Annotated in this window: 21 protein-coding genes and 1 pseudogene; 8 read left to right on the forward strand and 14 right to left on the reverse strand. The window is 69.9% G+C overall.

All coding sequences use genetic code 11. From position 1 onward, the window contains the following. Positions 1-6: 6 nt before the first annotated feature. The 3 genes from ABGB18_RS43810 to ABGB18_RS43820 form a co-directional block, all read right to left on the reverse strand. On the reverse strand, positions 7-885 hold the full coding sequence (locus tag ABGB18_RS43810) for a winged helix-turn-helix domain-containing protein (RefSeq protein WP_347701619.1): 879 nt from the start codon (positions 883-885) through the stop codon (positions 7-9). Between the two features lie 410 nt (positions 886-1,295). Then, positions 1,296-2,009 (reverse strand): response regulator transcription factor, encoded by a 714-nt coding sequence (locus ABGB18_RS43815; protein ID WP_347701620.1) that lies wholly within the window; start codon positions 2,007-2,009, stop codon positions 1,296-1,298. Further along, entirely contained in the window at positions 2,006-3,076 is a 1,071-nt protein-coding gene (locus tag ABGB18_RS43820; RefSeq protein ID WP_347701621.1) for a histidine kinase, read from the reverse strand. The genes ABGB18_RS43815 and ABGB18_RS43820 overlap by 4 nt, the downstream gene beginning before the upstream one ends. Positions 3,077-3,252: 176 nt before the next feature. Here ABGB18_RS43820 and ABGB18_RS43825 point away from each other — a divergent pair, with 176 nt between their 5' ends. Next, positions 3,253-3,882, forward strand: coding sequence for a hypothetical protein (locus ABGB18_RS43825; RefSeq protein WP_347701622.1), 630 nt, complete (start codon positions 3,253-3,255; stop codon positions 3,880-3,882). 47 nt (positions 3,883-3,929) lie between these two features. On the opposite strand, the gene ABGB18_RS43830 is transcribed toward ABGB18_RS43825, so the two are convergent. After that, the gene (locus ABGB18_RS43830; protein ID WP_347701623.1) at positions 3,930-4,493 is read right to left on the reverse strand and encodes a helix-turn-helix domain-containing protein; all 564 of its coding nucleotides are present in this window, start codon (positions 4,491-4,493) and stop codon (positions 3,930-3,932) included. A 79-nt stretch (positions 4,494-4,572) separates the two neighbouring features. Between ABGB18_RS43830 and ABGB18_RS43835 the strand changes: the two genes are divergently transcribed. Together ABGB18_RS43835 and ABGB18_RS43840 are read left to right on the forward strand one after the other, a co-directional pair. Then, positions 4,573-5,988: a prolyl oligopeptidase family serine peptidase gene (locus ABGB18_RS43835; RefSeq protein ID WP_347701624.1), complete on the forward strand. Its 1,416-nt coding sequence runs from the start codon at positions 4,573-4,575 to the stop codon at positions 5,986-5,988. 269 nt (positions 5,989-6,257) lie between these two features. Beyond that, complete coding sequence (locus tag ABGB18_RS43840; RefSeq protein WP_347701625.1) at positions 6,258-8,147, forward strand: CocE/NonD family hydrolase; 1,890 nt, start codon at positions 6,258-6,260, stop codon at positions 8,145-8,147. A 479-nt stretch (positions 8,148-8,626) separates the two neighbouring features. Here ABGB18_RS43840 and ABGB18_RS43845 read toward each other — a convergent pair whose 3' ends face one another. Further along, on the reverse strand, positions 8,627-9,793 hold the full coding sequence (locus tag ABGB18_RS43845) for an FAD-dependent oxidoreductase (protein ID WP_347701626.1): 1,167 nt from the start codon (positions 9,791-9,793) through the stop codon (positions 8,627-8,629). Between the two features lie 148 nt (positions 9,794-9,941). Here ABGB18_RS43845 and ABGB18_RS43850 point away from each other — a divergent pair, with 148 nt between their 5' ends. Continuing rightward, on the forward strand, positions 9,942-10,151 hold the full coding sequence (locus tag ABGB18_RS43850) for a heavy metal-associated domain-containing protein (protein WP_090933791.1): 210 nt from the start codon (positions 9,942-9,944) through the stop codon (positions 10,149-10,151). Positions 10,152-10,265: 114 nt separating this feature from the next. Here the strand turns inward: ABGB18_RS43850 and ABGB18_RS43855 are convergent, their stop codons facing one another. The 4 genes from ABGB18_RS43855 to ABGB18_RS43870 all read right to left on the reverse strand — a co-directional run bounded on the left by ABGB18_RS43855 (position 10,266) and on the right by ABGB18_RS43870 (position 14,152). Then, positions 10,266-11,165, reverse strand: coding sequence for a cation diffusion facilitator family transporter (locus ABGB18_RS43855; RefSeq protein ID WP_347701627.1), 900 nt, complete (start codon positions 11,163-11,165; stop codon positions 10,266-10,268). Continuing rightward, a complete protein-coding gene (locus ABGB18_RS43860) occupies positions 11,165-11,578 on the reverse strand; it encodes a metalloregulator ArsR/SmtB family transcription factor (RefSeq protein ID WP_347701628.1) in 414 nt (137 codons plus the stop codon). The genes ABGB18_RS43855 and ABGB18_RS43860 overlap by 1 nt, the downstream gene beginning before the upstream one ends. Positions 11,579-11,787: 209 nt before the next feature. Next, positions 11,788-13,008 (reverse strand): trypsin-like peptidase domain-containing protein, encoded by a 1,221-nt coding sequence (locus ABGB18_RS43865; RefSeq protein WP_347701629.1) that lies wholly within the window; start codon positions 13,006-13,008, stop codon positions 11,788-11,790. Positions 13,009-13,252: 244 nt separating this feature from the next. Then, complete coding sequence (locus tag ABGB18_RS43870) at positions 13,253-14,152, reverse strand: LysR family transcriptional regulator (RefSeq protein ID WP_347701630.1); 900 nt, start codon at positions 14,150-14,152, stop codon at positions 13,253-13,255. A 70-nt stretch (positions 14,153-14,222) separates the two neighbouring features. Here ABGB18_RS43870 and ABGB18_RS43875 point away from each other — a divergent pair, with 70 nt between their 5' ends. After that, entirely contained in the window at positions 14,223-15,083 is an 861-nt protein-coding gene (locus ABGB18_RS43875; protein ID WP_347701631.1) for a PhzF family phenazine biosynthesis isomerase, read from the forward strand. A gap of 177 nt (positions 15,084-15,260) precedes the next feature. Here the strand turns inward: ABGB18_RS43875 and ABGB18_RS43880 are convergent, their stop codons facing one another. Continuing rightward, entirely contained in the window at positions 15,261-18,578 is a 3,318-nt protein-coding gene (locus tag ABGB18_RS43880) for a CARDB domain-containing protein (protein WP_347701632.1), read from the reverse strand. 467 nt (positions 18,579-19,045) lie between these two features. On the opposite strand from ABGB18_RS43880, the pseudogene ccsA reads away from it, so the two are divergent. Next, positions 19,046-19,252, forward strand: a pseudogene (ccsA, locus tag ABGB18_RS43885) (cytochrome c biogenesis protein CcsA); the annotation flags it as partial. Between the two features lie 136 nt (positions 19,253-19,388). On the opposite strand, the gene ABGB18_RS43890 reads toward ccsA, so the two are convergent. Next, positions 19,389-20,102, reverse strand: coding sequence for a hypothetical protein (locus ABGB18_RS43890; RefSeq protein WP_347701633.1), 714 nt, complete (start codon positions 20,100-20,102; stop codon positions 19,389-19,391). Between the two features lie 53 nt (positions 20,103-20,155). Next, complete coding sequence (locus ABGB18_RS43895; protein WP_347701634.1) at positions 20,156-20,392, reverse strand: energy-coupling factor ABC transporter permease; 237 nt, start codon at positions 20,390-20,392, stop codon at positions 20,156-20,158. 590 nt (positions 20,393-20,982) lie between these two features. On the opposite strand from ABGB18_RS43895, the gene ABGB18_RS43900 reads away from it, so the two are divergent. Continuing rightward, a complete protein-coding gene (locus ABGB18_RS43900; protein ID WP_347701635.1) occupies positions 20,983-21,864 on the forward strand; it encodes a cation diffusion facilitator family transporter in 882 nt (293 codons plus the stop codon). 64 nt (positions 21,865-21,928) lie between these two features. Beyond that, positions 21,929-22,273, forward strand: coding sequence for a metalloregulator ArsR/SmtB family transcription factor (locus ABGB18_RS43905; RefSeq protein WP_347701639.1), 345 nt, complete (start codon positions 21,929-21,931; stop codon positions 22,271-22,273). Here the strand turns inward: ABGB18_RS43905 and ABGB18_RS43910 are convergent. Both ABGB18_RS43910 and ABGB18_RS43915 read right to left on the reverse strand, forming a co-directional pair. After that, positions 22,227-22,583: a hypothetical protein gene (locus ABGB18_RS43910; RefSeq protein WP_347701636.1), complete on the reverse strand. Its 357-nt coding sequence runs from the start codon at positions 22,581-22,583 to the stop codon at positions 22,227-22,229. The two genes, ABGB18_RS43905 and ABGB18_RS43910, sit on opposite strands and share 47 nt — an antisense overlap. 133 nt (positions 22,584-22,716) lie before the next feature. After that, on the reverse strand, positions 22,717-23,039 hold a 323-nt coding region (locus ABGB18_RS43915; protein WP_347701637.1), incomplete at its 5' end, for a hypothetical protein.

Here is a 23,039-nt window from a genome sequence, read left to right on the forward strand (position 1 = left end):
GCCCTCTCAACGCAGGCACAGCTCCAGCAGCTCCACCGCCCGGGTGGTGCGGTCGATCCACACCTCCCGGTGCCGGCGCTCGCGGACGACCAGCCGCGCCGCGGCCAGGCGGTCGCAGTGGAACGTAAGGGTGCTCGGCGGTGTGTGCGTGACGCCGGCCAGCATGGACATCGTCATCGGCCGGTCCAGCGCCCGCAGCACCTCCGCCCGTACCGGCCCCACCAGCCCTGACAGCTCATCGAGGTCCGCGCGCCAGAACCCTGCCTGCGTGGGTACGGGGTAGCCGATCCACACCGCCTCCGGGTCGTCCAGCCCGACGATCAGCGCGTCCTTGCCCGCCAGCATCGGCACCAGCACCAGCGACCGGTCGCCGAGCTCGTGCACGCCGGCTCCGACGCCCTCGATGACCAGGCCGGTCCCGTCGCGTACGAGCCGCCCGGAGATCGAGCCGAGCAGCACTTCCACGCCGCCCCGCACGCTCGCCGTGCCCACGCGCGCCACCTCCCGGTCGAGGATCGGGCCGGTCCTGCTCCACAAACTCTCGGCGGTGGCCCAGACCTCGGCGAGCGTGCCGGCGTACGCGTGCAGCCAGCGGCCGGGCCGGTCGGCGGCGGCCCGCCAGTGCGCGGGCACCCGCCCGAACGCCTGCTCCAGGTCCCTGACCAGGGCGTCGGGCGGCAGGTCGCGCAGGAGGTCGATCTGCTCCGGTACGGAGTCGTCGCGGACCGGCACGCGCGGCACCACGGTGTCGGGCGCCAGGTGGCAGCCAAGGGCGGCCAGCGGCCGCACCGCCTCCCTCGTCAGCCCGCTCGCCCCCGACTGGATCACCCTCCGCCACAATGGGGGAAGGCCACGGCCACGGCCCGCGAGCGCGTCAGTGATCATGGCGAGGACGGTCACACTCGGGGAGAGCGACACCGAAATTCGCGGCTTGACGGTTGTTCGAATTTCCGTCCGTTGTTGACGTTGAATGCCCGCCCCCCGCAGTGACTCGTGCCGGAGGCTTCACTGTGCCGGGCCGGTCTTGCAGGGTTCGTGTGGATTCATTGAATCGGCTGCTCACCAGGCCCGGCGCTCGGGTCGCCGCTTCCCTGCGGAGTGCGGCCCACTCGCAGGGAAGCGATGCCGGGACCGCACAGCGTACTCAGAGTGCCCGATGCATGATGTGCAGTCCCACGTTGCGCTGGTCCAGCGCTATTACGCTCGCCCCGACGTCGCGTACGTCCCCTTCAGCGACGCCCCACCGCTGGAGTGGTCCCTCCATTGGCGCGCCGCCACCGCCCGCGTCCGAGCCTTCAGCGAGGCCGCCGCAGCGCTGGTCGGCGGTTGATCGTGGCACCCTCTGAGGCCCAACGGCCCGACGTCGCGCGCTCCTCGGCACCGGGAAAGAGGAGACCGAGCTCGTAGGCGAGGACCGCCGCCTGCGTGCGGTCGCGAGCGCCCAGCTTGTCCAGCAGGTGGCGGACGTGCGTCTTGACCGTCTCGATGGACACGTAGAGGGTCGCCGCGATCTCCGCGTTGTTCTGCCCGAGCGCGATGTGCCGCAGTACGTCGAGCTCGCGCGAGGTCAGCTCGACCGGTACGGACGGCTTCGACATGCCGTGACGCGGGCCGGCGATGCGGCGCAGCGCGTCGGGGAAGAGCACCGCGTCTCGGGAGTGCACGAGCCGGACGGCATCCACCAGCTCGTCCGCGGGCGCCCGTTTGAGCACGTAACCCGCGGCGCCGGCGCGCAGGGCGCCCCAGACCAGCTGATCGTTCTCGAACGTCGTCACCACGATGACCCGCGTCGCCGGGGATCGGCGGGCCAGCTCCTGGGTGGCGGCCAGGCCGTCCAGCCGGGGCATGCGGATGTCCATGAGCACCACGTCCGCGCCGACGCCGACCTCGACGGCCTCGCGGCCGTCGGCCGCCTCGCCCACGACCTCGATGTCGTCGTGCGGGGAGAGCATGGTCGTCCATCCCGCACGGATGAGCCTCTCGTCGTCGGCCAGGACGACGCGGATCACAGCGGCAGCGTCGCCTCGATGCGCCACCTGCCGTTCACCTCCTTCCGTACGCACGTGCCGCCGGCCAGGCGGGCCCGCATGCGCATGCCGGCCAGGCCGCGCCCTTCCCCGCCGGAGTGCGGGGCGGTGCCGGCCGCCTTGTTCTCCACGGTGAGAACCAGGTCGTCGCCGGTGGCGATGTCGATCGTGATGGGCCCGTGCCCGTGACGCAGGGCGTTGGTGAGCGCCTCCCTGGCGATCGCGAAGGCCGCCCGCGAGGTGGAAGCCGGGACCCGGTCCAAGCGGCCGACGGTCGTTAGCACGTCGAGGCCCCGAACCAGCGCGCCGAGCGAGTCGAGAGTGGGTGCCTCGGCCGCGCCATCGTCGTCGAGCACCCGCAGCAGCACGTCAAGGTCCTGCTGCGCGTCCCTGGCCGTGCTCACCAGATGGCCGAGCGATTCGCCGGCCTCGGGCACGCGCGACGTCCGCAACGCCGCCTGCGCGGCCATCGCCTGCACCAGGACGACGCTGAGAGCGTGGCCGACCGAGTCGTGCAGCTCCAGGGCCAGTCTCTGACGGCGGCCGAGCTCCTCGATCACGCGGGACGGCTCGGCCCGCAGCAGCCGGCGCGCCGTCCAACGCTGGCCGAGCCCCGCCACGACCATCGCGGCGAGCACGGCCACCGCGAGGGCGCACACCTCGGCCAGCTCGCCGGGAGCCGCGCGCCACCGGGCCGCGTCACCCAGCCGGACCAGCCCGGGAGACAGCAGCAGCACGCCGGCGCCGAGTGTGGCACCGCCGTACAGGTGCAGGCTCGTCAGAACGACCAGGTAGAGTCGATCAGCCTTCTCGGGCACGCCGACGCCCAGGAGATCGGACAGCGCGGCCTTCTCAAGGCGCCGCATCAGCGGCATCCAGGCGAGCAGCACCGAGGCCGGCAGGCAGGCGGCCCACAGCACGAGTACGCGCGCCGGAGTCCGCTCCTCAAGGATCACCAGGCCGAGGGCCACAGCCGCCGGAGTCAGCAGTGCGGCCCCCAGCAACTGGTAGACCCCTGCCTGCACGGCACGAGCGAAGTGGCCTTTCACGACGACCGACGTTAGCCGACGCCCGGACGCCCGGGCCTCCCTCGACCGAGGGAGGCCCGGCCGGCCTGCTCGCAGGAACCGCCGCCGATCTCCCTCAGATGAGGGATGAGCGTCGCCCGGACCGAGTGTGATCCTCGAAGGCGCCAACCCGTTGACGTCGTTCGAGGAGAGCCCCCATGGCTGTTCGCACCATCTGGAGCACCCTGCACGGCCGGACCGCGGCCGGCGTACCACGCTGGGCCAGGCTGGCCGCCTACGCCATCCCGCTGGTCGTGCTGCCCTCCAGTCTGTGGCGCGTCGCCGGCTTTGCCTTGCATGTTCCGCTGCTGGAGTTCAACCCCACGCCACCCGCCGGCCAGGAGGAGCTGGTCAGCGGGTGGTGGTATGTCCTGCTGCTCAGCGTGGTGAGCGAGGCGGCGGCCTTCCTCGCCGTCGGGCTGATCAGCGAGTGGGGCGAGGTGTGGCCGGGCTGGGTGCCGGTCCTGGGCGGGCGCCGGGTGCCGGTCATGGCCGCGGTCGTGCCTGCCGGTCTCGGTGCGCTCGCGTTGTCGATCTTCCCGTACGCGATGATCATGATGAGTCTCGGCATGAGGATCGACGGCGGCCGCCCCGTCGGGTTGGTCACGCACGGCTGGCAGACGGTGCTCTTCCACGTCATGTACTGGCCGCTGGCCGCCTGGAGCCCCCTGCTCGCGCTGCTGACCGTGCACTACTACCGCCGGCGCACCGCCTCGCAACGCACTCCCGGCCATGGGACCCTCGCGCCGGAGGATCGCCCGGTCCGGACGGCGGCTCAGGAGGTGTAGCGCGGGGCCGGAGATATCGGGCCACCATCCACGCGGTCCGGCCGCTCTCAGTCCTCGTCCGCGGGCAGGGTGAAGAGGCGGACATAGACGGGGCGGCTGTCCGGTGGGGCCTCTTCGGCCTTGCGGCTGTAGCGGAGGAGCAGGGCGATGTACTCGTCGTGGAAGGCGTCAAGCTCCTCCTTGGTCACACGGACCAGCCCGCGCGAACCCTTGGCCCAGCCGGGGTCGGCGCGGTAGGCGGCCGGGAAGCGCTCGAACAGGACGCGGTCCTCCTCGTAGCCGACCCGGTGAAACTCCTCCAGCACCGCCCGGTCCTCGGGCGCCACCTGGTCGGGGACCGGCAGGCGCATGTCCCGGGGGAGCGCGGCGCGCCGCCACCAGCGTTCACGGCCGGACGAGCGCTCGGGGATCTCCTCGATGAAGCCGTACTTCTCCAACTGGCGCAGGTGGTAGCTGGTCGTGCCGGTCTTCGCGCCGAGCAGCTCGCCGAGAGTGGTGGAGGTGGCCGGGCCGTGCACGTTGAGGTGGGTCAGCATGCGGCGGCGCATCGGGTGGGCCAGCGCCTTGAGCCGGTCCGGGTCGTTCAGCACGAACGGCTCATCATCCTTCATGACGATCAGGCTAGTCCTCCAGAACGATATCTGCAGACATCCCTTTGCCGATATCTCTCTGCAGACTAATGTCGGCAATATGAAACGAGTCCTCGCGGCCATCGTCGCCGCGTCAATCCTGCTCACGGGCCCGGCCTCCGCCACCGCGCCGCCCCCGCTGCCGGCCGACCTCACCTCCACCGAGGTGAGCTTCCGCGGCAACGGCGACCTGCTGCTGCACGGCAGCGTGATCACCCCGGCCGGCGCCAAGGACGCGCGCCCGGGAGTCGTGCTGGTGCACGGCGCGGGCACCGGTACGCCGCGGGACAAGCTGCTGGGCGAGGCCGTGGCCTTCGCCCGGCAGGGCATGTCCGTGCTCGTCTACGACAAGCGGTCCGAGGGCTACTCCACGTTCACGCGGTCGTACGCGCAGCTCGCCGACGACGCACTGGGCGCCGTCGAGACGCTCCGGCGCCAGCCGGGGGTCGATCCGGGCAAGGTGGGCATCTGGGGGCTCAGCGAGGGGGGATGGGTGGCGCCGATCGCCGCCTCCCGATCCACCCACATCGCCTTCGTCATCGTCGTCGGCGCCAACGCCCTCAACCCGCTGCGGCAGCAGACCTGGGCGGTGGCGGCGGGGCTGCGTAAGGCGGGCGTGAGCGGCTCGCTGGTGGACCGGGCCGAGCCCACCCTGTACCGGGTGATCGCTGATGGCGGGATGTTCCCCGAGCCCTACCATGATCCGGAGCCGGTCCTCGGACGAGTGCGGCAGCCCGTGCTCGCCATCTGGGGCGAGCACGATCTGCTGACGCCGCCCCGGGAGTCGCCGCCGATTTTCGCCCAGGCCCTGGAGAAGGGCGGCAACCGCCACTACACGTTCCGGTTCTTCGCCGGTGCCGACCATGCCGCCCACCTGACGCCCGACGGCGGGGTCACCCGGCTGCCCGAGCTGGCTCCCGGCTACGCGGCGCTGGTCGGGACGTGGGTGAGCCAGGCGACCTCGGGGCAGGCTCCCGAGGCCCAGATCTCGGGGCCGGCGCCGGTGCAGGCCGACGACTCCGTGGGGGTGCCGCCCACCGAGTGGTGGGAGTCGGCGGGGGTGCAGCTCGTGGTGCTGGTGCTGCTCCTGGCGGGGTTCGGGGCGTATCCCGTGGTGGCCCTGGTCCGTCGGGTCAGGCGCACCAGGGTCGAGGTGGTGCCGGTCAGGGCCGCCCGGCTGGTCAGCGCCGGTGGGCTCACGGTGATGCTGGGCGGGTTCTCGTACCTGTTCTACGTGATCATGACGGGCGGGAAGCTGGCCGCGCCCGGGCCGTTGCTGGCAGGCAGGCCCGTCGTCTGGCTCGCGCTCCAGGCCGTCGCCATCGCGACCGCCGTGGCCACCCTGGTCACGGTGGCCATGGCGGGCCGGTGGCGGCAGGCCGCCGGCCGTGGCGAGAAGGCCCGGCTCGGGCTCTTGATCGCGGGCGGCGCGGTGTTCGTGCCGTGGGCGCTGTACTGGGGGCTGCTCCTTCCCTGAGGCCACCGTCATCGGATGGTTGGAAACAGCGAGGAAACGGCCATGGAGCAGCGGCTGGGGTGGCGACTATGGCGCTGTGACAGCGCACCGCCTGTCGCTCGCGGTGGGAAGGCTGCGCTCGGTGTTCCGCAGTTTGTCGGATGCCGGATCTCGATCTCGCAACGTCCGTCCGATGACAGGTCACAGCGGCCTGCCTACGCTCCCTCTGACAATGTTGAGGGCCTCCACGCACTCACGTTGTCAACCCTGGTCAGGTGACGGAGGCGTGCATGAACTTAGCCCGGACAGTCTCGATCATAGCGACCTGCGCCGCACTGGCGGCCTCGGGCATGGGGCCGGCAGCGGCAGCGGAGATACAGGCGACGGCGATCGCCGTCGAGGGCGGCGTGACGCAGCCGGTGTTCTCCTATTCCGAGGCGATCCAGGAGGTCGTCTACGTGGAGACACCGATGGACAGCGACGGCGACGGACGTCATGACCTGATCGCCATGGACATCATCCGCCCGCGTGAGACCGGTTCGGGACTCAAGGTTCCCACCATCATGGAAGCGAGCCCCTATTTCGGGCGCTCCTCCCAGCCCCCGCCCGACCGCACCCGCGGCTTCCCCGGCTGGTGGGACGAGTACTTCGTACCGCGCGGTTACGCCATCGCCCAGGTCGAGATGCAGGGCACGGGCCGTTCCTTCGGATGCCCGACCACCGGCGGCCCCGAGGACACCATCAGCATCAAGGCCGCGGTCGACTGGCTGGGCGGCCGGGCGCGAGGCTACTACTCCGACGGCACGGAGGCCGTCGCCGGCTGGAGCACCGGCAATGTGGGCATGCAGGGCGTCTCCTATGTCGGCACCCTGCCCAACGCCGTGGCCACGGAGGGCGTCGAGGGTCTGCGCACCGTCGTACCGATCGCGGCGATCTCCAACTGGTACAGCTACGCCAACGACCAGGGCATCGCCTGGGCCGGCTGGGGCACCCGGTACACCGAGTACCTCGCCGACTACGTCTCAGTCGGGCGAAGCGCCCCCGGCTCGGCCTCGGTCGATGCCTGCAAGACTCGCATCAAGGCGCTCGGTGACGAGGAACAGGCCAGCGACAGCGACTTCACCCCGTTCTGGCAGGACCGCAACTACATCCCCGACGCGAACAAGATCAAGACGGCCAAGACCTCGGTGTTCATGGTGCACGGCCTGACCGACTACAACGTCAAGACGATGCACTTCGCCAACCTCTGGTACGAGGTCGCCAAGCGTCAGATGCCGCGCAAGATCTGGATCCACCGCGGCGCCCACGCCAACCCCACCAGCTTCCGCAACGCGGAGTGGCAGAGCGTGATGCACCGGTGGATGGACCAATGGCTGTACGACATCGACAACGGCGTCATGGACGAGCCGATGGCCGACATCCAGCGGCCCGACGGCTCCTGGGAGACGCATGCCAGTTGGCCGGACGCGAGCGCGTCCGAGGTGAAGCTCTCGCTCGGCCCGGCCACCGGCGAGGCAGCCGGCACCCTGTCACTCGATTCGCCCGCCGGCAACCCGACGCAGAGCTTCGTCGACCAGATCGAGTCCCAGGCCCTCAAGATCGGCGACCCGTCCCAGGCCCGCGCGGGCCGGCTCGCCTACGTCACCCCGCCGCTGGCGCGGGACCTGCGGCTCTCGGGCACCCCGAGCATCGAGGTCCGGATGACCACCGACAAGACGAGCGCGCTTCTGTCGGCGATGCTGGTCGACTACGGCGAGGGCCCGACCGTCACCGTGGCCGGCAAGGAACCGCTGGAGCTGGTGCAGGAGCCGTGCCAGCCGGAGAACCTCGCCAACCTCACCGGCTGCGCGACGCCCATGGAGGCCACCTCGGCCATCACGCCGGAGCGGGTGCTCGCATGGGGCCACGTGGACGTCCGGAACATGCCTGACCTGAGGCGAAGCGACGACCTCAAGCCGGGCAAGCAGTACCAGGTCCGGTGGAACACCTTGCCGACCGAGCACATCATCCCCGCGGGCCATCGCATCGGGCTGGTGCTGACCGGCAACTACAACGCCGATCCGAGCCAGACCCGCCCCGCCCGCGACCAGGTGGCGCTCGGCGGCCGGATCGCCATCGACCTGCACGGGAGCCGGATCAGCCTGCCGGTCGTCAACGGGGCCGACGGGCTGCGCTTCTAACTCGTTCACATCGCGTGCCCCCGGCCACCGCCGGGGGCACGCGCCTCTTCGAGAACCACACCGGCTGCTGCTCGCCCCGTGTCAGCGGCGGTGTCAGGACGGCAACGGCCCGGTATCAGAGCGGTCGGCGATGGTCGACCCATGAGCACGCCGGGCTCACCCCCGATCCCCCTGCGTCGCTCATCGAAGCCAGAAGCGCCCCGCCGGGGCGGGTCTCGCAAGGTCGAACACGCTACGCAAAGAGATTCATGATGGGAAACAGCATGGCGGCTTCTCCAGAGCGGGGCTGCTGCAGCCTCGGCCTCGCCTCCCACGACACGAAGCCGGCCCGCAAGATCACCGAGGCCCTCGACGCCGCCTGATCGGATGTCGGCCCGCACGGGCTACCGCTTTTGTCACCGGGGTCCTGCCCGGCCCCTGTGACGCGGCGGCGCGGCAGGGACCGGGCCGTAGGGCATCCGTACCGGCTCACCCGGACCTCAGCGGATGGTCGTCTCCTGCGGTCGGACGGTTTCGCGTGCCGCGATGGCACGTTTGAGCTTGATCAGGTCCTTCGGTGCGTTGACCGCCACCGCGCCCACCATGACGCCGGTCCGCGTGAAGGCCACAGCGAAGCGATCCTCCTGAAGGCTGCCCGTGACGATGCTCGCCTGGTCCGCCAAATGCGGTAGCCCGGCCGTCTGGACGCGGGCGCCGTGCACGTGCGTGGCGAAGTTGGGCACCTCCAGGAACGGCTGAGCGTCCCCCGGCCCTGCCAGCAGGTTGTGAGCGGCCACCGCACCCTGCTCGTTGGCGTTGGACCAGTGCTCGACGCGAACCAACTCCCCGTCGAACAGGCCGTGTGGCCAGCGGACCACATCGCCGGCCGCCACGATGTCCGCCGAATCGCGGGCGAACAACGTCGGCTCACACAACACGCCGTCGTCCACCGCCAGGCCGCTGCCGTCCAGCCACTCGGTGTTGGGCCTCACGCCCAGGCCCCCGATGACGAGATCCGCACTCAGTGAGCGGCCGTCGCTCAGCCGTACCTGGGTGCCCTCGACGGTGGTGACCCGGACGTTCGTGACGAGCTCCACGCCATTGCGCTCGTGGTGCGCGGCCAGCCAGCGCGCCGCCTCCTCACCCACCCCTGCGTGCATGGGGTACGGCCCGGAGTCGATCAGGGTGACCTTCCGGCCAAGCTGTCGTGCCGTGGAGGCCACCTCGCCGCCGATGAACCCGCCGCCGATGATCAGGACGTGCTCGCAACCCGAGGCCAGCTTCGCCCGCAGAGCCAGCGCGTCCTCGATGGTACGCAGAGTGCGCGCGTCGCCGAGCCGCCGGGGGCGGGCGCCGCTGGCGATGACCAGACCGTCATAGCCCAGCTCGGTCCCGTCATCGAGGATGACCGCCCGGTGCCGGGCGTCGAGTCGCACGGCCCGCCTGCCACGCAACCACTGATCGCCGAGCTCGTCCGCACCCGGCAGCGTGACATCGTCGTCGCCGCTCAGCACGCTCTTCGACAGCGGTGGCCGGTTGTAGGGGGTGTGCGTTTCCGCGCCGACCAGCGTGATGTCGCGGTCGAAGCCCTCCCTCCGCAAAGCCTGTACGGCACGCAGCCCTGCCAGGGAGGCACCGACCACGGTGATCTTGTTCAGCGTTCTCATGGGCCCGAAGATACCCCTACCAGGTATATGATTCACAGTGTGACATGCGCCTCATATACCCCCTACCGGTAGAGCTTGCGTTTTGCGGCGATCGGACGTACGTTCCTGCGCATACCTGCTAGGGGTATCGAGCGTAGTGGAGTGTGGAATGAGCGCGAGCACGTACAAGGTGTCCGGGATGACCTGCAGCGGGTGCGCCGGCAAGGTCACGGCCGAGATCCGCAAGGTTGCCGGGGTCTCTTCGGTTGACGTCGACCTGGCGACGGGGCAGGTGACGGTCACCTCAGACGGGCCGCTTGATGACGAGCAGATCAGGAACGTCGTGGAAGAGGTTGGCTACGAGGTGGTTCCCGCCTGATTCACCAGGATGCTGCCGAACCAGCGAACCTGCCGGTCCGGCAGCATCCACCTGGACCACCGACGCACTGCAACCGGACGGACACATTCCCGCCGAAGCCGCGCCCTCCCGCGGTCACCAGCCGAGTTCGTCGCATCCGCTGTGGTCGGCGGGTTCGACCTGCAAGGTGGCATGGGCGACGCCGTGGCGCAGGCGGAGGAGCTCGCGGGCCTGATCCAGCACGGCGTGGTGATCGCTCTGATCGCCGGTGACGAGGTGGGCGGTGGCGACGTTCATACCGGAGGTCAGCGTCCACAAGTGCAGATCGTGCACGTCGCGGACGCCGTCGATGGCAGCCAGATCAGCCGCCACCGCGGAGGCGTCCATGCCCTCGGGGACGTGCTGCCCGAGCACGGCGAACACCTGGCGGCCGAGCGAGATCGCCCGCACGGCGACGAAGACGCCGATGGCCAACGCGATGAGAGTGTCCCAGTACGCCTGCCCGGTGGCGGCCACGAGCCAGCCCGCGATGATGACACCGACCGAGCCCGCGGTGTCGGCCACGACTTCCAGGTAGGCGCCCTTGACGTTGAGGCTTTCACTCGCGCCGGAGCGCAGCAGGAACAGCGCGATCAGATTGACGACCAGCCCGATGGCGCCGACGACGAGCATCGGCCCGAAGGAGACCTCAGCGGGACCGCCGAGGCGGCCGATGGCCTCGGCGACCACGTAGACCGCGACACCCAGCATCAGGACGACGGCCAGCAGCGAGGCGAACACCTCGGCCCGGTAGGAACCGTAGCTGCGCCGGCCGGTGGTGTCGGGGCGGGTGGCGATCTTGGTGGCGACCAGGGCCGCTCCCAGCGTCACCACGTCGGCCGCCATGTGCCCGGCATCGGACATCAGGGCCAGGGAGCCGGAGATCAGACCGTAGGCCAGCTCGACGACGAAGTAGGCGCCGATCAAGGCGAAGGAGACCGCCAGGCGCCAGCGGTGGCGGCCGGCGGCGTGCCCGTGCCCGTGCCCCGCGCCCATCAGGGGGCCCCGTCACGTTCGGGGTGGATGGCGTCGGTGTGCTCGGTATGGGCGAGCGCCAGGTCGAGCAGCATCCGTACGTGCGGGTCTTCCAGCCGGTAGTAGGCCATCCGGCCCGACCGGCGTGCGGCCACGATCCGGTGCGCGCGCAGCAGGCGCAAGGCGTGGGAAACGGCAGATTCGCTCTGTCCGGTCACCGCCGCGAGATCGCACACGCACAACTCTCCGTCCAGCAGGGCGACCAGCAGGCGAAGCCGGTTCGGGTCGGACAGCAGGCCGAAGATGTCGGCCGTGTCGGCCATGTCCTCGGTGGTGGGCATCCGCTCGCACACGGCGGCCACCCGGTCGGCGTCCACCACTTTGACGGCGCAACCGTCCACCGTCAACACGCTGTCATTTGAAGAGCTGTTCATATGTATATGTTGTCGCCGTGGCGACAAATGTCAACAACCGCGGCCTGTTCAGTCGCTACCTGGCTGCCCAATGGCCCGTTCGCGGTGGTCCTGGCCCCACTGCTCCGCATCACCGTCCGGAAGATCTGACAGGCTTCGGAAGGACAAGGCAGACGACCGCACCCCCGCGACATAGGCGGAGGTGCGCAGTCGAACTTGAGGGGGTGTGCTCAGTTCTGCTTCTGGAGGGTCACGGTGACCTCGTTGGTCTTGCCGTCCCTCATGTAAGTGATCTTGACCTGCTGGCCCGGCTTGAAGCCCCTGACCTGCCCGACCACGGTGTCGCCTCCGTCAACCGGCGTGTCACCGATCCTGGTGATCAGGTCGCCCTGCCGCAGCCCAGCCTTCTCCGCCGGGCTTCCCGCGGTGATCTGCCCGATCAGGGCGCCCGGGACGTCGCCGGTCGCGTCCGTGACGCTCACGCCGAGGAACGCATGGGTGACCTTGCCGGTGCTGATGAGCTGCTCGGAGACCTGCTTGGCGGTGTTGACCGGAATGGCGAAGCCGACGCCGCCGCCGGCCGCCTCCGAGGCGATGGCGGTGTTGATGCCGACCAGCTCGCCCGCGGCGTTCACCAGGGCTCCGCCGGAGTTGCCCGGGTTGATCGAGGCGTCGGTCTGGATGGCACCGCCGATCGTGGTCCCGCTGGGCTGCTGCTCCTGGCCCCAACCCGGCGGGATCTGCTGGCGCTGCTCCGGGCCCGTGGTGAGGGTGCGGTCCAGCGCACTGACGATGCCCGCCGTGACCGACCCGTCCAGGCCCAGGGGGCTGCCGATCGCCAACACCGCGTCGCCGACCTTCAACGCGTCGCTGTCGCCGAGCGTGGCCTGGCTGAGCCCGGAAACGCCCTCGGCTCTGATGACGGCGAGGTCGGTGGCGGGGTCGGTGCCGACGGCGGTGGCCTTGGCCGTCTTGCCGTCGCTGAACTTGACGGTCATCTGCCCGCCACCCTGTTCGGCACCCTCGACCACGTGGTTGTTCGTAAGGATGAGGCCGTCCTGCGACAGCACCACGCCGGAGCCCTCACCGGTCTGGCCCTGGATCATCACGACGGACGGCTGCACCTTCGCCGCGACCTCGGCCACGGTGAGCTGGTCGGAGGCCGCCTTGAAGGCGGGGCTCGGCGCGCTGGCGGTGACGACCGGCCGAGGCTGGAACGAGGTGGCCACGGCGGCCCCCACAACACCGCCGCCGATCGCCATGGCGGCCAGCGCCAGCCCGGCCAGGACCTTCTGACCGGCGGTGAAGCGAGCCGGCTTGGGCGGCGCGGGCGGAGGCGGCTGCTCCATGGTGATGGTGTCGCGCCGGGCGAAGCCCCCGACGGCCGGCGGAGTGGAGCCGAACTGGCTCCACCCATCGGTGCGCTGCTCGTGAGGCTCGTTCGCGTTCATCTGTGATCTCCCTCGAGTCCCGATGACCCAAGGGTGCCAATGACCGCGTAAGACCTGGCTAAGGCGCTGATCCAGAAGGGCGGCGGCTTCTGATGACGGTTTTATCGACCCAGGTCAGGGAGATCCACCGCTGACTTTGGCCGCGTGGCGAGCGTGCTCGGCGCTCTCATAGCCACGGCGGGCGCCGCCAACGGTCAGCCGCTCGCCCTGGTCCAGATCGACGTGGAAGCACCCAGTCCAGATCTCATTGTCCTCCCGGAGGCGCCGGGGCCGCCTCGGCGAGCATCGACAGGACGGCCGCCACCGCCGGAGACATCCAGCGCGACCTGGGCCGCAGCAGCCACAGGTGCTGTTCGGCCAGGGAAGGGGGGCGCAGCTCGGCGAGCCGCCCGGCCGACAGCTCGGTGGCGACGGCGGTCCTGGGGAGCAGGGCGAGCCCGAGCCCGGCCTCGACGCACCGCTTGACGGTCTCCACGCTGCCGAACCTGGGCGGGACGGCCCCGGGCGAGGCGGCGGCGATCAGCGCGGCCAGTTCGTCGCTGTAGGAGCAGCCCTCCTCCTGGAGCAGGATCTCGCCCTCGGCCAGTTCGGCCGGGGTGATCGGGCGGTCGCGCGGCAGCTCCGTCGTGGCCGGGGCGATCAGGGCGAGCTCCTGGACGCCGAGGTCGGTGACCTCGGACTGCTCCGAGCGCACCGAGGGTTCGAGGGCGAGCGCCAGGTCGGCCCGCCGGTCGGCCAGCGCGGCGAAGGCCACGCGGGTGGTGGCCGGCATGAGGGAGAGGCGGACGTCAGGATAGCGCCGCCTGACCTCGGGCAGCAGGGCCGCCAGGTAGGAGCCGCACACCGACTCGGGGGCGCACAGCCGTACCGTGCCCGTGGCGCGGCCGCCGTCGGCGGCGATCTCGGCGAACATCCGCTCCTCCAGGTCGAGGAGCTCCTGCGCGCGGCCGGCGAGCAGCGCCCCGGCCCGCGTGGGGGTGGTCCCGGCCGGGATCCTGTCCAGCAGCCGGGTGCCGGCGAGCCGTTCGAGGGTCTGCACGTGGGCGGTGACGGTCGACTGGACGAAGCCCAGCTCGGCCGCCGCGGCGGTGATGCCGCCGGTGCGCACGACGGCCACGAAGCTGCGAAGCAGGCGGGTATCCATCGGGTTTTCCGATCCATCTCATCAGAAGCCATCGTTTGCTTCGATGGTACGCGACTCGCAGACTGGTCTCATGACGTCAAGGAATTCACTGGCGGTGACCCGTTACACCGCGTTCGATGTGCACGGCAGGGGCGGCAACCCGGCCGGGGTGGTGCTCGACGCGAGCGGCGCGAGCGAGCAGGAGATGCAGGCGGTCGCGGCCGAGGTCGGCTACTCGGAGACCGCTTTCCTGGTGGCCGGTGGCGACCCCGCCGACCGGCGCTTCACGGTGCGCTACTTCAGCCCGCTGGCCGAGGTGGCCTTCTGCGGGCACGCGACGATCGCCGCCGCCGTGGCCGTCGCCGACCAGGCCGGCACGGGCCGCCTGGTGTTCGACACGCCCGCGGGCGAGGTCACGGTCGAGACCCGCCCGGCCGACGGACGGGTCCTCGCCTCCCTCACCAGCGTCCCCCCGAAGGTCACCGCCGTGGCCGGCGCCGACCTCGCCGAAGCCCTCGTGGCCCTGCGCTGGCGCCCCGAAGACCTGGACCCGGAGTTGCCGCCGCGCGTGGCCAACGCGGGCAACGACCACCTCGTCCTGGCCGCCGCCACCCGCGAGCGGCTCGCCGTCCTCGACTACGACATGGACGCGCTCGGCGCGCTCATGGCCCGCTGCGGCTGGACGACCGTGCACCTGGTCTGGCGCGAGAGCGGCGACGTCTTCCACGCCCGCGACCCGTTCCCGCCCGGCGGGGTCTACGAGGACCCCGCGACCGGCGCCGCGGCCGCCGCGTTCGGGGCCTATCTGCGCGACCTCGGCCTGGTGGCCGCCCCGGCGCGGGTCACCATCCACCAGGGCGCGGACATGGGCCGCCCCGGCCGCCTCCTCGTCGACATCCCCGCGGACACGGCCGCCGGGATCACGGTCAGCGGAACGGCGGCGGTCATCTGACCGGCCCTGCCGATCCCCGGCTACTCACGCGATCGCCGGCAGATCGGGCGGCAGTCCATCCGCCAACAGGGCCGGCGCGGTGACACGGCATTTCCGGATTCCGCCTGTTCCGGACCCTTCCCGATGAAGAAATCCGGAACAGGCGGCAGGTCAGGCTTCTCTCAGAGCGGCGTTGGCCTAGCCACCGGTGATCACGAAGCCCGAGCCCGGTTCTCTGACGATGTCGCCGGTGGCCGAGTTCGTGATGGTGACGTCGGTCAGGGTCGCGCTGCCGCGGGCGCTGCCCTGGGCCAGGATGCCCGCGCCGTTGTTGGACTTGTCGATCCGTACGTTCGTGATGGCGACGTTCGGCATGTTGCCGCCGCCTCCCTTGAACTGGATGCCGTCGTAGGTCGAGTCGGAAATGTCAGTGTCGCGGATGGTGACGCCGGTGATGTCCCTGTTCTGTGCGAAGAGCGTGATCGCGCCGAACCTCTGCGCCTCGCCCCAGAAGACGCCGCCGCAGCGATGGAGCGCGTTGTTGGCGATCAGCGTCTGGCCCGAGAAGGGCAGCGGGTCGTGGTCCGTGGCGAGCATGATGCCGGGGTAGTTCATGGTGTCGTAGATCAGGTTGTTCTCGACCTTGTTGCCGTACCCGCCGTAGATCGCGATGCCGTTCGCCCGCCACGGCAGCTGGATGGTGTTGTTGACGAACGTGTTGTCGTGGGCGATGTCCACGGACGGGTCCTTCACGAACCGGTTGGCCCAGACGGCCAGGGAGTCGTCGCCCGTGGTGCGGAAGCTGGAGTTGAACACTCGCGAGTTCCGTGTCCCGTTGGTGAAGTTGATGCCGTCGGCGTAGGTGTCGCGGATTCGCATGCCGCTGAACTGCAGGCCGTCGGCAGGTCCCCACAACTCGGGGATGTTGTCGTAGTCGCGGCCGACCCAGACGCCCACGTTGGCGTGCTCGATCCACACGCTGCTGATCTTCGTGTTCCTGCCGAACCGCCCGTTCAGCCCGACCCCGCCCTCGGCCCCGCCCGGCCCGCCGCGGATGCGGCCGGAGCCGAAGATGGCCAGGTCGGAGATCTGGACGTTGTTGTCGATGTCGAAGCCGAAGTTGCCTTCGTGCGGGTGGTTGATGCCGCCTGTCGCCAGGTGCGGCTCGGTCAGGGTGTAGAGCTGGGAGTGCCACATGCCGGCGCCGCGGATCGTGACGTTGCTGATGCCGACCTGGTTGTACGGGCCGCGGTTCAGCGGGTCGTCGGTGAGAATCTTCTTCTCCTGCCGCCACTGCCCCGGCGGGATCCACACGCAGGTGATGACGCCGTTCTGGTCGTCGGTGACGGCCCGCTGGATGGCGGCCGTGTCGTCGTTGCCGTCGTTGGGTACGGCGCCGTAGTCGGTGATGGAGGTGCATTCGGCCGGGCGGGAGGCCGGGGGCGCCACCTGTTCCAGGTCGATCAGGTCGATGATGTAGAAGGCGGCGTTGTCGCCGGCGTCGCGCTGCAGGCGCCACTTGGTGCCTGCCGGGTACGAGCGCGACAGCAGTGCGTGCGACTCGTCGAACAGCCTTCTGGCGTTGGCCTGCGGGGTGTTGGTCAGCGCCTCGGGGTCGTCGCTGGTGCCGTACAGCCAGCTGTGGCGGGAGGAGAGGGTGAGCTTCTGTACGAAGTCCCCGTCGGCGTACAGGCTGATGGTGCCCTCGATGCCGCCGCCGCCCGCCGCATCGGGAATCGAGTTGCGCACCACGATCGAGTTGGCCGGGTTGGTCGAGGTGAACTCGACGTACTGGCCGGTACTGTCGAGCCGGACCGATTTCCTGCCTGAGGACTCGGTGGCGAAGTTGGTGTGCCCGAAGGTGCGCAGCGGGTCTGTCTCCAGGAGGGTTCCCTGGTAGGCGGCGGATTCGGCCTCGTACTCGACGTACGGCACCGAGGCGCCGCGGCCGACGGCGATCGTCTGCGACAGCGTGTTGTTGCCCTCATCGGTCTCGTCCACGGCATCGGTCGCGTCGGCGGTGGCGATGACGGTGGCGCCGCCGCTGGTGGCGTTCCAGCCGCCGTTGACCGCCACGTTGGCCGTCGCGCCCGCGGCGATCGGCGGAGTCTGGGTGTCGAGCGTGGTGCCGCCCACCGCGAGCCTGGTGACCGAAGTGGCGCCGGTCGTGGTGGTGCCGCGGTTCTTCACGGCCACGGTGAAGGTGACCCGGGCTCCGACGGCGGGGTTCGGCGGGCTGGCGGTGAGGCTCAGCACCTGCAGGTCGGGGCCCGGAGCCTCGGCGACGATCAGGGGCGTGGGCGCGGTGAAGGCGTTGTTGGCCTCGTTCTGCTCGATGACCCTGTTGTCCTCGTCGGCCTTGGCCGAGAGGTCGTACGTGCCCGCCGGCCTGGTTCCGATGTTCGCGGTCACGGTCGTGGAGGCTCCGGCGTTCAGCGCGCCCACGTTCGCGGTGCCGACCTTGGCGGTGCCCGCGTAGAAATTGAGCGAGGTCGCGGCGGAGGCCACGGTGCCGACGTTCCTGACCGTGGCCGACAACGTGATGGCGTTCGCCGCGGTCGGCGATGTGGGTGTCCAGGTGAGGCCCGCCACGGTGAGGTCGGGGTTGGCGGACGGGGTGCCGAAGATCTGGAACTCGGCGACCTGGCCGCCGGGGGCGCCGGTGTTGGCGGTGAACTGCAGCCGGACGTCGGCGACCTCGGCCGTGACCGGGATGGCAACGGTGTTGCCGGTGGCCGGGTCGAAGGTGTAGGTGGCGGAGGCGACCAGGCCGGTGAAGCCGCTCGCGCTCTGCTCACGGCCCAGCACCTGCAGAGTCTGGGTGCGGCGGCCCCAGATGCCATCGGGGTTGAGCTTGATGACGATCGAGGTCAGGTCGGCGTTGGCGCCGAGCTGCACGGTCAGCTGGCCGGGGTAGCCGGCGCTTTCCCAGTAGGTCTGCAGGTTGCTGTCGTTGGCGTTGGCGGCCACGTAGGTGTGCGCGTGCGACGATTCGGTGATCTGTTTGCCGAGGGCCAGGTTGGTGCCGCCGCCGGGAGGGGGATCCTCCGGGGCGCTGCCCCACACCTCGAACTCCGACAACTGCCCGGCCGGCCAGCCGGTATTGGCGGCGATCTGCAACCGAACGTGGCGTGTGGTGCTGGCGGGGAAGGTGATGGTGGCGGTCGGGTTGAAGGTGTAGGTGGCCGAGGCGGCGATGGTGGAGAAGGGCGCGCCGCCGGTGGTGCTGCCCTGGACGGTCAGCGTCTGGGTGCGGCTGGGCCAGCCGGTGGGGAGTTTGAGCACCACCTTGGTGATGCCGGCGGCGGCGCCGAGATCGACCTGGATCCACTGGGGAAGGTTGTTGGCCGACTCCCAGTAGCTGGCCTGGTTGCCGTCGGTCGCGTTGGAGGGGCGGTAGACGTCGGTGGAGCTGCTGGCGGTGACGGTCTTGCCGGCGGCGAGGTTGGTCTCGGCGGCGGCCTGCGCGGGCAGGGCGACGAGAGTCGCGATGAGTAACGTCAGGGCGGCTAACAATACTCTCAACATGGCGGTGGCCCTTCGGGTCAGGCTGTTGGCCGAACCATAAGATGGCGAGCAGATTGCCGCAATATTTCGACGAGATTGCGCAAGGAAATAACTATCGCAGGAGGCGCGCTTGACGGCTTCTCCCTGCTTACGCCTGCGAGCTGGGCAGATTGCCGGTCAAGGTGGAATGCAAGACACGATGTCGGGTCAGCGCAAGCCCGCGCAAGAATTGCGCCCGCTGACGGCCGTCTTGCGCGAACCCGGCCCGGCGGGAAACGGGCGGGGACGGGCGCCGAGGCGTTGTCGGCCGCCGGGGAGTTCACGCCTGGCCATCGAGGCGGAGGCGCCCACATCCCGCCACCGATCCTGAAGGTGCCGCCCTTGCGGCAGAACACCTGGCAGGGAGAACCCCGAACAGGCACTGTCGGCATTGGAGCGTGCACGCAAGCTCGACCCAGACACCGAGGAAACCTCCGGGCCGCTACTGGGGCTGGGACCCCAAGGAGGTCTGGGCCTTCATCACCCGGGTCGTCTACGCCGCCTACCTGCACGCCCGCGCCACCAAGGGTTGGAGCCCCCAGCGCACCGCCGTCATCGCCGTCACCGCCTACGGCTGCCTGATCTTCAACCTGGTCGGCGTCAACCTGCTGTTCACCTCTCTGCACTCCTACGCAGGGTTGTGAACGAAGCCCAGTGCCCCTCGACGCCACGCCGAGTGAGCGGGTCGCCGCTGGGCCGCGCGAACCGCTGCGCGGCCCAGCTTGCCGGCATGCCGGCAGCACCCACTGCCCCGCCATCCGAACTCCTACGCAACAGGGCTTACCGAATCCATGGATACACAAAATGCTCGATAACGTAAGCCGCCTCACAAGTAGGCAAGAGCTTCCCGCACCGTGACGCGGGAGGCGCGGGTGGCCACCGCGTCGGTGGCCAGCGCGGCTGGTTGAGCACGACCGCGCCGGTCTCCCCCGGGTTCAGCCAGCGGCCTTCGATGAGCTTGGGGAACGAGGTGATGCCACGGGGCAGCCCAGTCACCGTGATGCGGCCGTGTCCCTGATCGGGATAGGTCAGGGTGACGGGGAACCCACGCGGTCCGGCCACCCCAACCGGCATGATGCCGAATCCTTCGACCCGGGTGACGCCCGGCACCCTGCGCACCACCTCGGCGACGGCTTCCGTCGGGGCCGGCGCCGCCAGTGTCACATCGACATCCCACGTACGTTGCGCCACCTGTTCCTGTGTGATGGCGTCCGCGCCGGCTTCGAGCGACATCCCGGCGACGAACACCGCCCCCGCAGCCGCCAGCAGCCCGGTCGAGAGCCAGAACCTGCCCGGCCTCCGCACCGTGTTGCGCAGCGCCATGAGCAGCCCGCGATCGAGCCGGGGCATGCGGCTGAGCCGCACCAGCAGACCGCCCGGTCTCGACGCGGCGCCGTGGCGGTCGATCGCCGCGCGCACGGTCGTCCGGCTCGCCCGGATCAGCGGCATCAGCGCCATCAACGGGGGCAGGCCGAGGCCGGCGGCGATGATCACCAGGTACGCCCACCACGGCGCGGCCAGGCTGACGGGCTGGATGCCCAGCGTCGTCAGCAGAGGATCGCCGCCAACGCGCCCCCGAGCAGGTGTCCGCTGGTTCCGGCACCGACGGGAAAGTTCAACATCTGCACGGCGAAGACGAAGGCTGCCACCAGTCCGGCCAGCGGGGCCATCCTGTCGTCCAGTTCGTCTCTGGCCTTGCGCAGGGGCCAGGCGACGCCGCCGGCAGCCACGGCGCCCGCGGCAAGGGACATCGGGACGGTGAAGAAGCCGTCGGGTACGTGCACGCGGTCCTCCGGGATTGCTTCCCAAGCGATTGGCTTCGCAGCGTTCACCCGTCGCCGCCGTAGCGGCGCCTGGTTCGGGCGGAGCTCACCGGAAGGCAGTGATCAGCGGAATTGCTGACGGGCCAGCGCCACCGACAGGTTGACCCGTATAGACGTATGCACTCGCGAATATGTCTGCCTGCGATGACCACAAACCCGTCTCACGGCAGACCACACCGAATCCGAGGGCCGGGCTTGGGAGTGTCTTGGTGATCGAGGCCGTGCTCACCGGCGCGAGGCTTGTCGACCCGCTGGTCGGTTGGCCGGCGTTGTGCTGCTGCGTGGGCGAGGCACCTAGTATGTGCTTGCGTGCGCATATGAATACGTCTTGGCGGGCATAACCACACTGTCTCCGTGCTCCACCGAGACAGGACGAGGAGCAGCAGATGAACGTGCGCAGCCGCCCACAACCGCACCACGGGCAAGGTCACGGACACGGCCACGCATCCTCCAGGCGCACCCTAGGGGAACGGCTCCGTCATGTGGTGACGCCGCACAGTCACGACGCGGCAGCCCGGACAGATCACGCACTGGAGACCAGCCGCCGCGGCATGCGTACTCTGGCGATCTCCTTCGTCGTGCTCACCGTTACCGCCCTCACCCAAGTAGCGATCTTCATGGTGTCCGGATCGGTGGCCCTGCTCGGCGACACCCTGCACAACTTCGCCGACGCCCTGACCGCGGTGCCGTTGGCGATCGCCTTCACGGTGGGCAGGCGGATGGCTTCGCGCCAGTTCACCTACGGGTACGGCAGAGCCGAGGATCTGGCCGGCGTCATCATCGTGCTGATCATCGCCGCCTCGGCGGGCCTGGCCGGGTACGAAGCCGTCAAGCGGCTGATCAACCCGCAGGACGTGGAGGCGCTCGGCTGGGTCGCCGCCGCGGGAGTGATCGGCTTCCTCGGCAACGAACTGGTGGCCCGCTACCGGATCAGGGTCGGTCGCGAGATCGGTTCCGCGGCCCTCGTCGCCGACGGCCTGCACGCCCGCACCGATGGCTTCACGTCACTGGCCGTGCTGCTCGGAGCAGCCGGCGTATGGGCCGGCTGGCCGTACGCCGACCCGATCATCGGCCTGCTCATCACCGTCGCGATCCTGTACGTGCTGCGCGACGCGGCCCGGGAGGTCTACCACCGGCTGATGGACGCCGTCGACCCCGCGCTGATCGCCAAGGCCGAGCAGATCGTCGCCGAGACCCCCGGCGTGCGCCGCATCGGTTCACTGCGCATGCGCTGGATCGGCCACGCTCTCCGCGCGGAGGTGGACATCGTGGTGAGCCATGAGCTCTCCCTGGTGGAGGCGCACGCCGTCTCGGTGGAAGCCGAGCATCGGCTCATCCACGACGTACCGCGTCTGCAGGCCGCCACGGTGCACGCCGACCCCGACGGCCCGGAAGGCACCGACCATCACGCCGTCCTGATCGTCCACAGGTAGCCGTCGGCGCTGGGTACGCTCCAGCCGCCAGGCGCCGCCACGGCTCTACGATGTGGTCATGAGCATGAGCGCGGCACACGCAGATGCGCTGACCTCCCAGCAAAGGGACGAGCGATTCGAAGTCGCCGCGTCCGTTCTGGCCCTTCTCGCCGATCGCACGCGATTGGCGCTGTTGAACCAGTTGAGCCTCGGCGAAGCCGATGTCACCACCCTGACCGAGGCCATCGGCGCCCCCCGCCCCTCTGTGAGCCAGCACCTGGCCAAGCTCCGACTCTCCGGCTTGGTGTCCGCCCGCAAGGACGGGCGCCACGTCGTGTACTCCCTCCACCACGGACACCTTCGTCGGCTGGTCGAGGAGTCGCTCAACGTCGCCGACCACCAGATCGGATCATTGCCACCGCATGACTGATCGGCAACGCCGGATTCTCCCTGGACGACTTCATCATCGACTTCGACCACCGCCAGGTGAGGTGTCCCAACGGGAAGATCAGCCAGAACTGGCTGGAGTCCTGGCCAAAACGCATCTCCAGCATGTGCTCACCGCGATCGCCATCAACGTCGAGCGGCTGGCAGCCCGCGAGCCGCCCGGCAATCACCACCCACGCCAGCCGACCGCCTTCCAGCGCTATCTCGAAGCCTGCGGTCTTCCGTGTCCTCACTGATGGCGCCAAGGTCAGAAACCCGGGTAATCCATCAAGATTCCCGACAGAGTCACTCATTGATGATGACCGGCTTTGACGCCCTGTCCACAGCTGTGCCGAGTACCTGGAACCGCGCCGTGACCTTGCCTCAAGCCCGCGCGCTGTCGTAGCTCACCTCCCGATCTCACCCGTCGTGCCATCCGTGAACCGGTTACCAGGCGCCCACCACGAGGCGTCCACCGACGGGGTCGAGGGAGAAAGGACCCGAGGAGGTGTACCACTTACCGGCATAGGCGCCGCCGTTCTTCCACACATGGAAGCTGAAACGGCCATCGGCTTCGGGGTAGGCCGCGACGATGTCGTCCGTGCCGTTCCCATCGACATCACCGGCTGCGACCCGATCACCCGTCGCCGTCGTGCTCCAGCCCCCCGACTCGTAGTCGGTGGAACGGGCGAAAGCTGACCCGCTGGAGGCCCATCGCCAGATCGTCATGCTGCCGTCACCGTCATCACGCATCATCGCCGGAGCCTTGG

Source organism: Nonomuraea sp. B12E4, from assembly GCF_039871825.1.
Classification (GTDB): domain Bacteria; phylum Actinomycetota; class Actinomycetes; order Streptosporangiales; family Streptosporangiaceae; genus Nonomuraea.

What these genes read in the sequence shown, in the direction of transcription:
- ABGB18_RS43810 (WP_347701619.1), bottom strand. Translation starts at nt 885, where the DNA reads ATGATCACTGACGCGCTCGCGGGCCGTGGCCGTGGCCTTCCCCCATTG.
- ABGB18_RS43825 (WP_347701622.1), top strand. Translation starts at nt 3,253, where the DNA reads ATGGCTGTTCGCACCATCTGGAGCACCCTGCACGGCCGGACCGCGGCC.
- ABGB18_RS43830 (WP_347701623.1), bottom strand. Translation starts at nt 4,493, where the DNA reads ATGAAGGATGATGAGCCGTTCGTGCTGAACGACCCGGACCGGCTCAAG.
- ABGB18_RS43835 (WP_347701624.1), top strand. Translation starts at nt 4,573, where the DNA reads ATGAAACGAGTCCTCGCGGCCATCGTCGCCGCGTCAATCCTGCTCACG.
- ABGB18_RS43840 (WP_347701625.1), top strand. Translation starts at nt 6,258, where the DNA reads ATGAACTTAGCCCGGACAGTCTCGATCATAGCGACCTGCGCCGCACTG.
- ABGB18_RS43845 (WP_347701626.1), bottom strand. Translation starts at nt 9,793, where the DNA reads ATGAGAACGCTGAACAAGATCACCGTGGTCGGTGCCTCCCTGGCAGGG.
- ABGB18_RS43850 (WP_090933791.1), top strand. Translation starts at nt 9,942, where the DNA reads ATGAGCGCGAGCACGTACAAGGTGTCCGGGATGACCTGCAGCGGGTGC.
- ABGB18_RS43855 (WP_347701627.1), bottom strand. Translation starts at nt 11,165, where the DNA reads ATGGGCGCGGGGCACGGGCACGGGCACGCCGCCGGCCGCCACCGCTGG.
- ABGB18_RS43860 (WP_347701628.1), bottom strand. Translation starts at nt 11,578, where the DNA reads ATGAACAGCTCTTCAAATGACAGCGTGTTGACGGTGGACGGTTGCGCC.
- ABGB18_RS43865 (WP_347701629.1), bottom strand. Translation starts at nt 13,008, where the DNA reads ATGAACGCGAACGAGCCTCACGAGCAGCGCACCGATGGGTGGAGCCAG.
- ABGB18_RS43870 (WP_347701630.1), bottom strand. Translation starts at nt 14,152, where the DNA reads ATGGATACCCGCCTGCTTCGCAGCTTCGTGGCCGTCGTGCGCACCGGC.
- ABGB18_RS43875 (WP_347701631.1), top strand. Translation starts at nt 14,223, where the DNA reads ATGACGTCAAGGAATTCACTGGCGGTGACCCGTTACACCGCGTTCGAT.
- ABGB18_RS43900 (WP_347701635.1), top strand. Translation starts at nt 20,983, where the DNA reads ATGCGTACTCTGGCGATCTCCTTCGTCGTGCTCACCGTTACCGCCCTC.
- ABGB18_RS43905 (WP_347701639.1), top strand. Translation starts at nt 21,929, where the DNA reads ATGAGCGCGGCACACGCAGATGCGCTGACCTCCCAGCAAAGGGACGAG.
- ABGB18_RS43910 (WP_347701636.1), bottom strand. Translation starts at nt 22,583, where the DNA reads ATGAGTGACTCTGTCGGGAATCTTGATGGATTACCCGGGTTTCTGACC.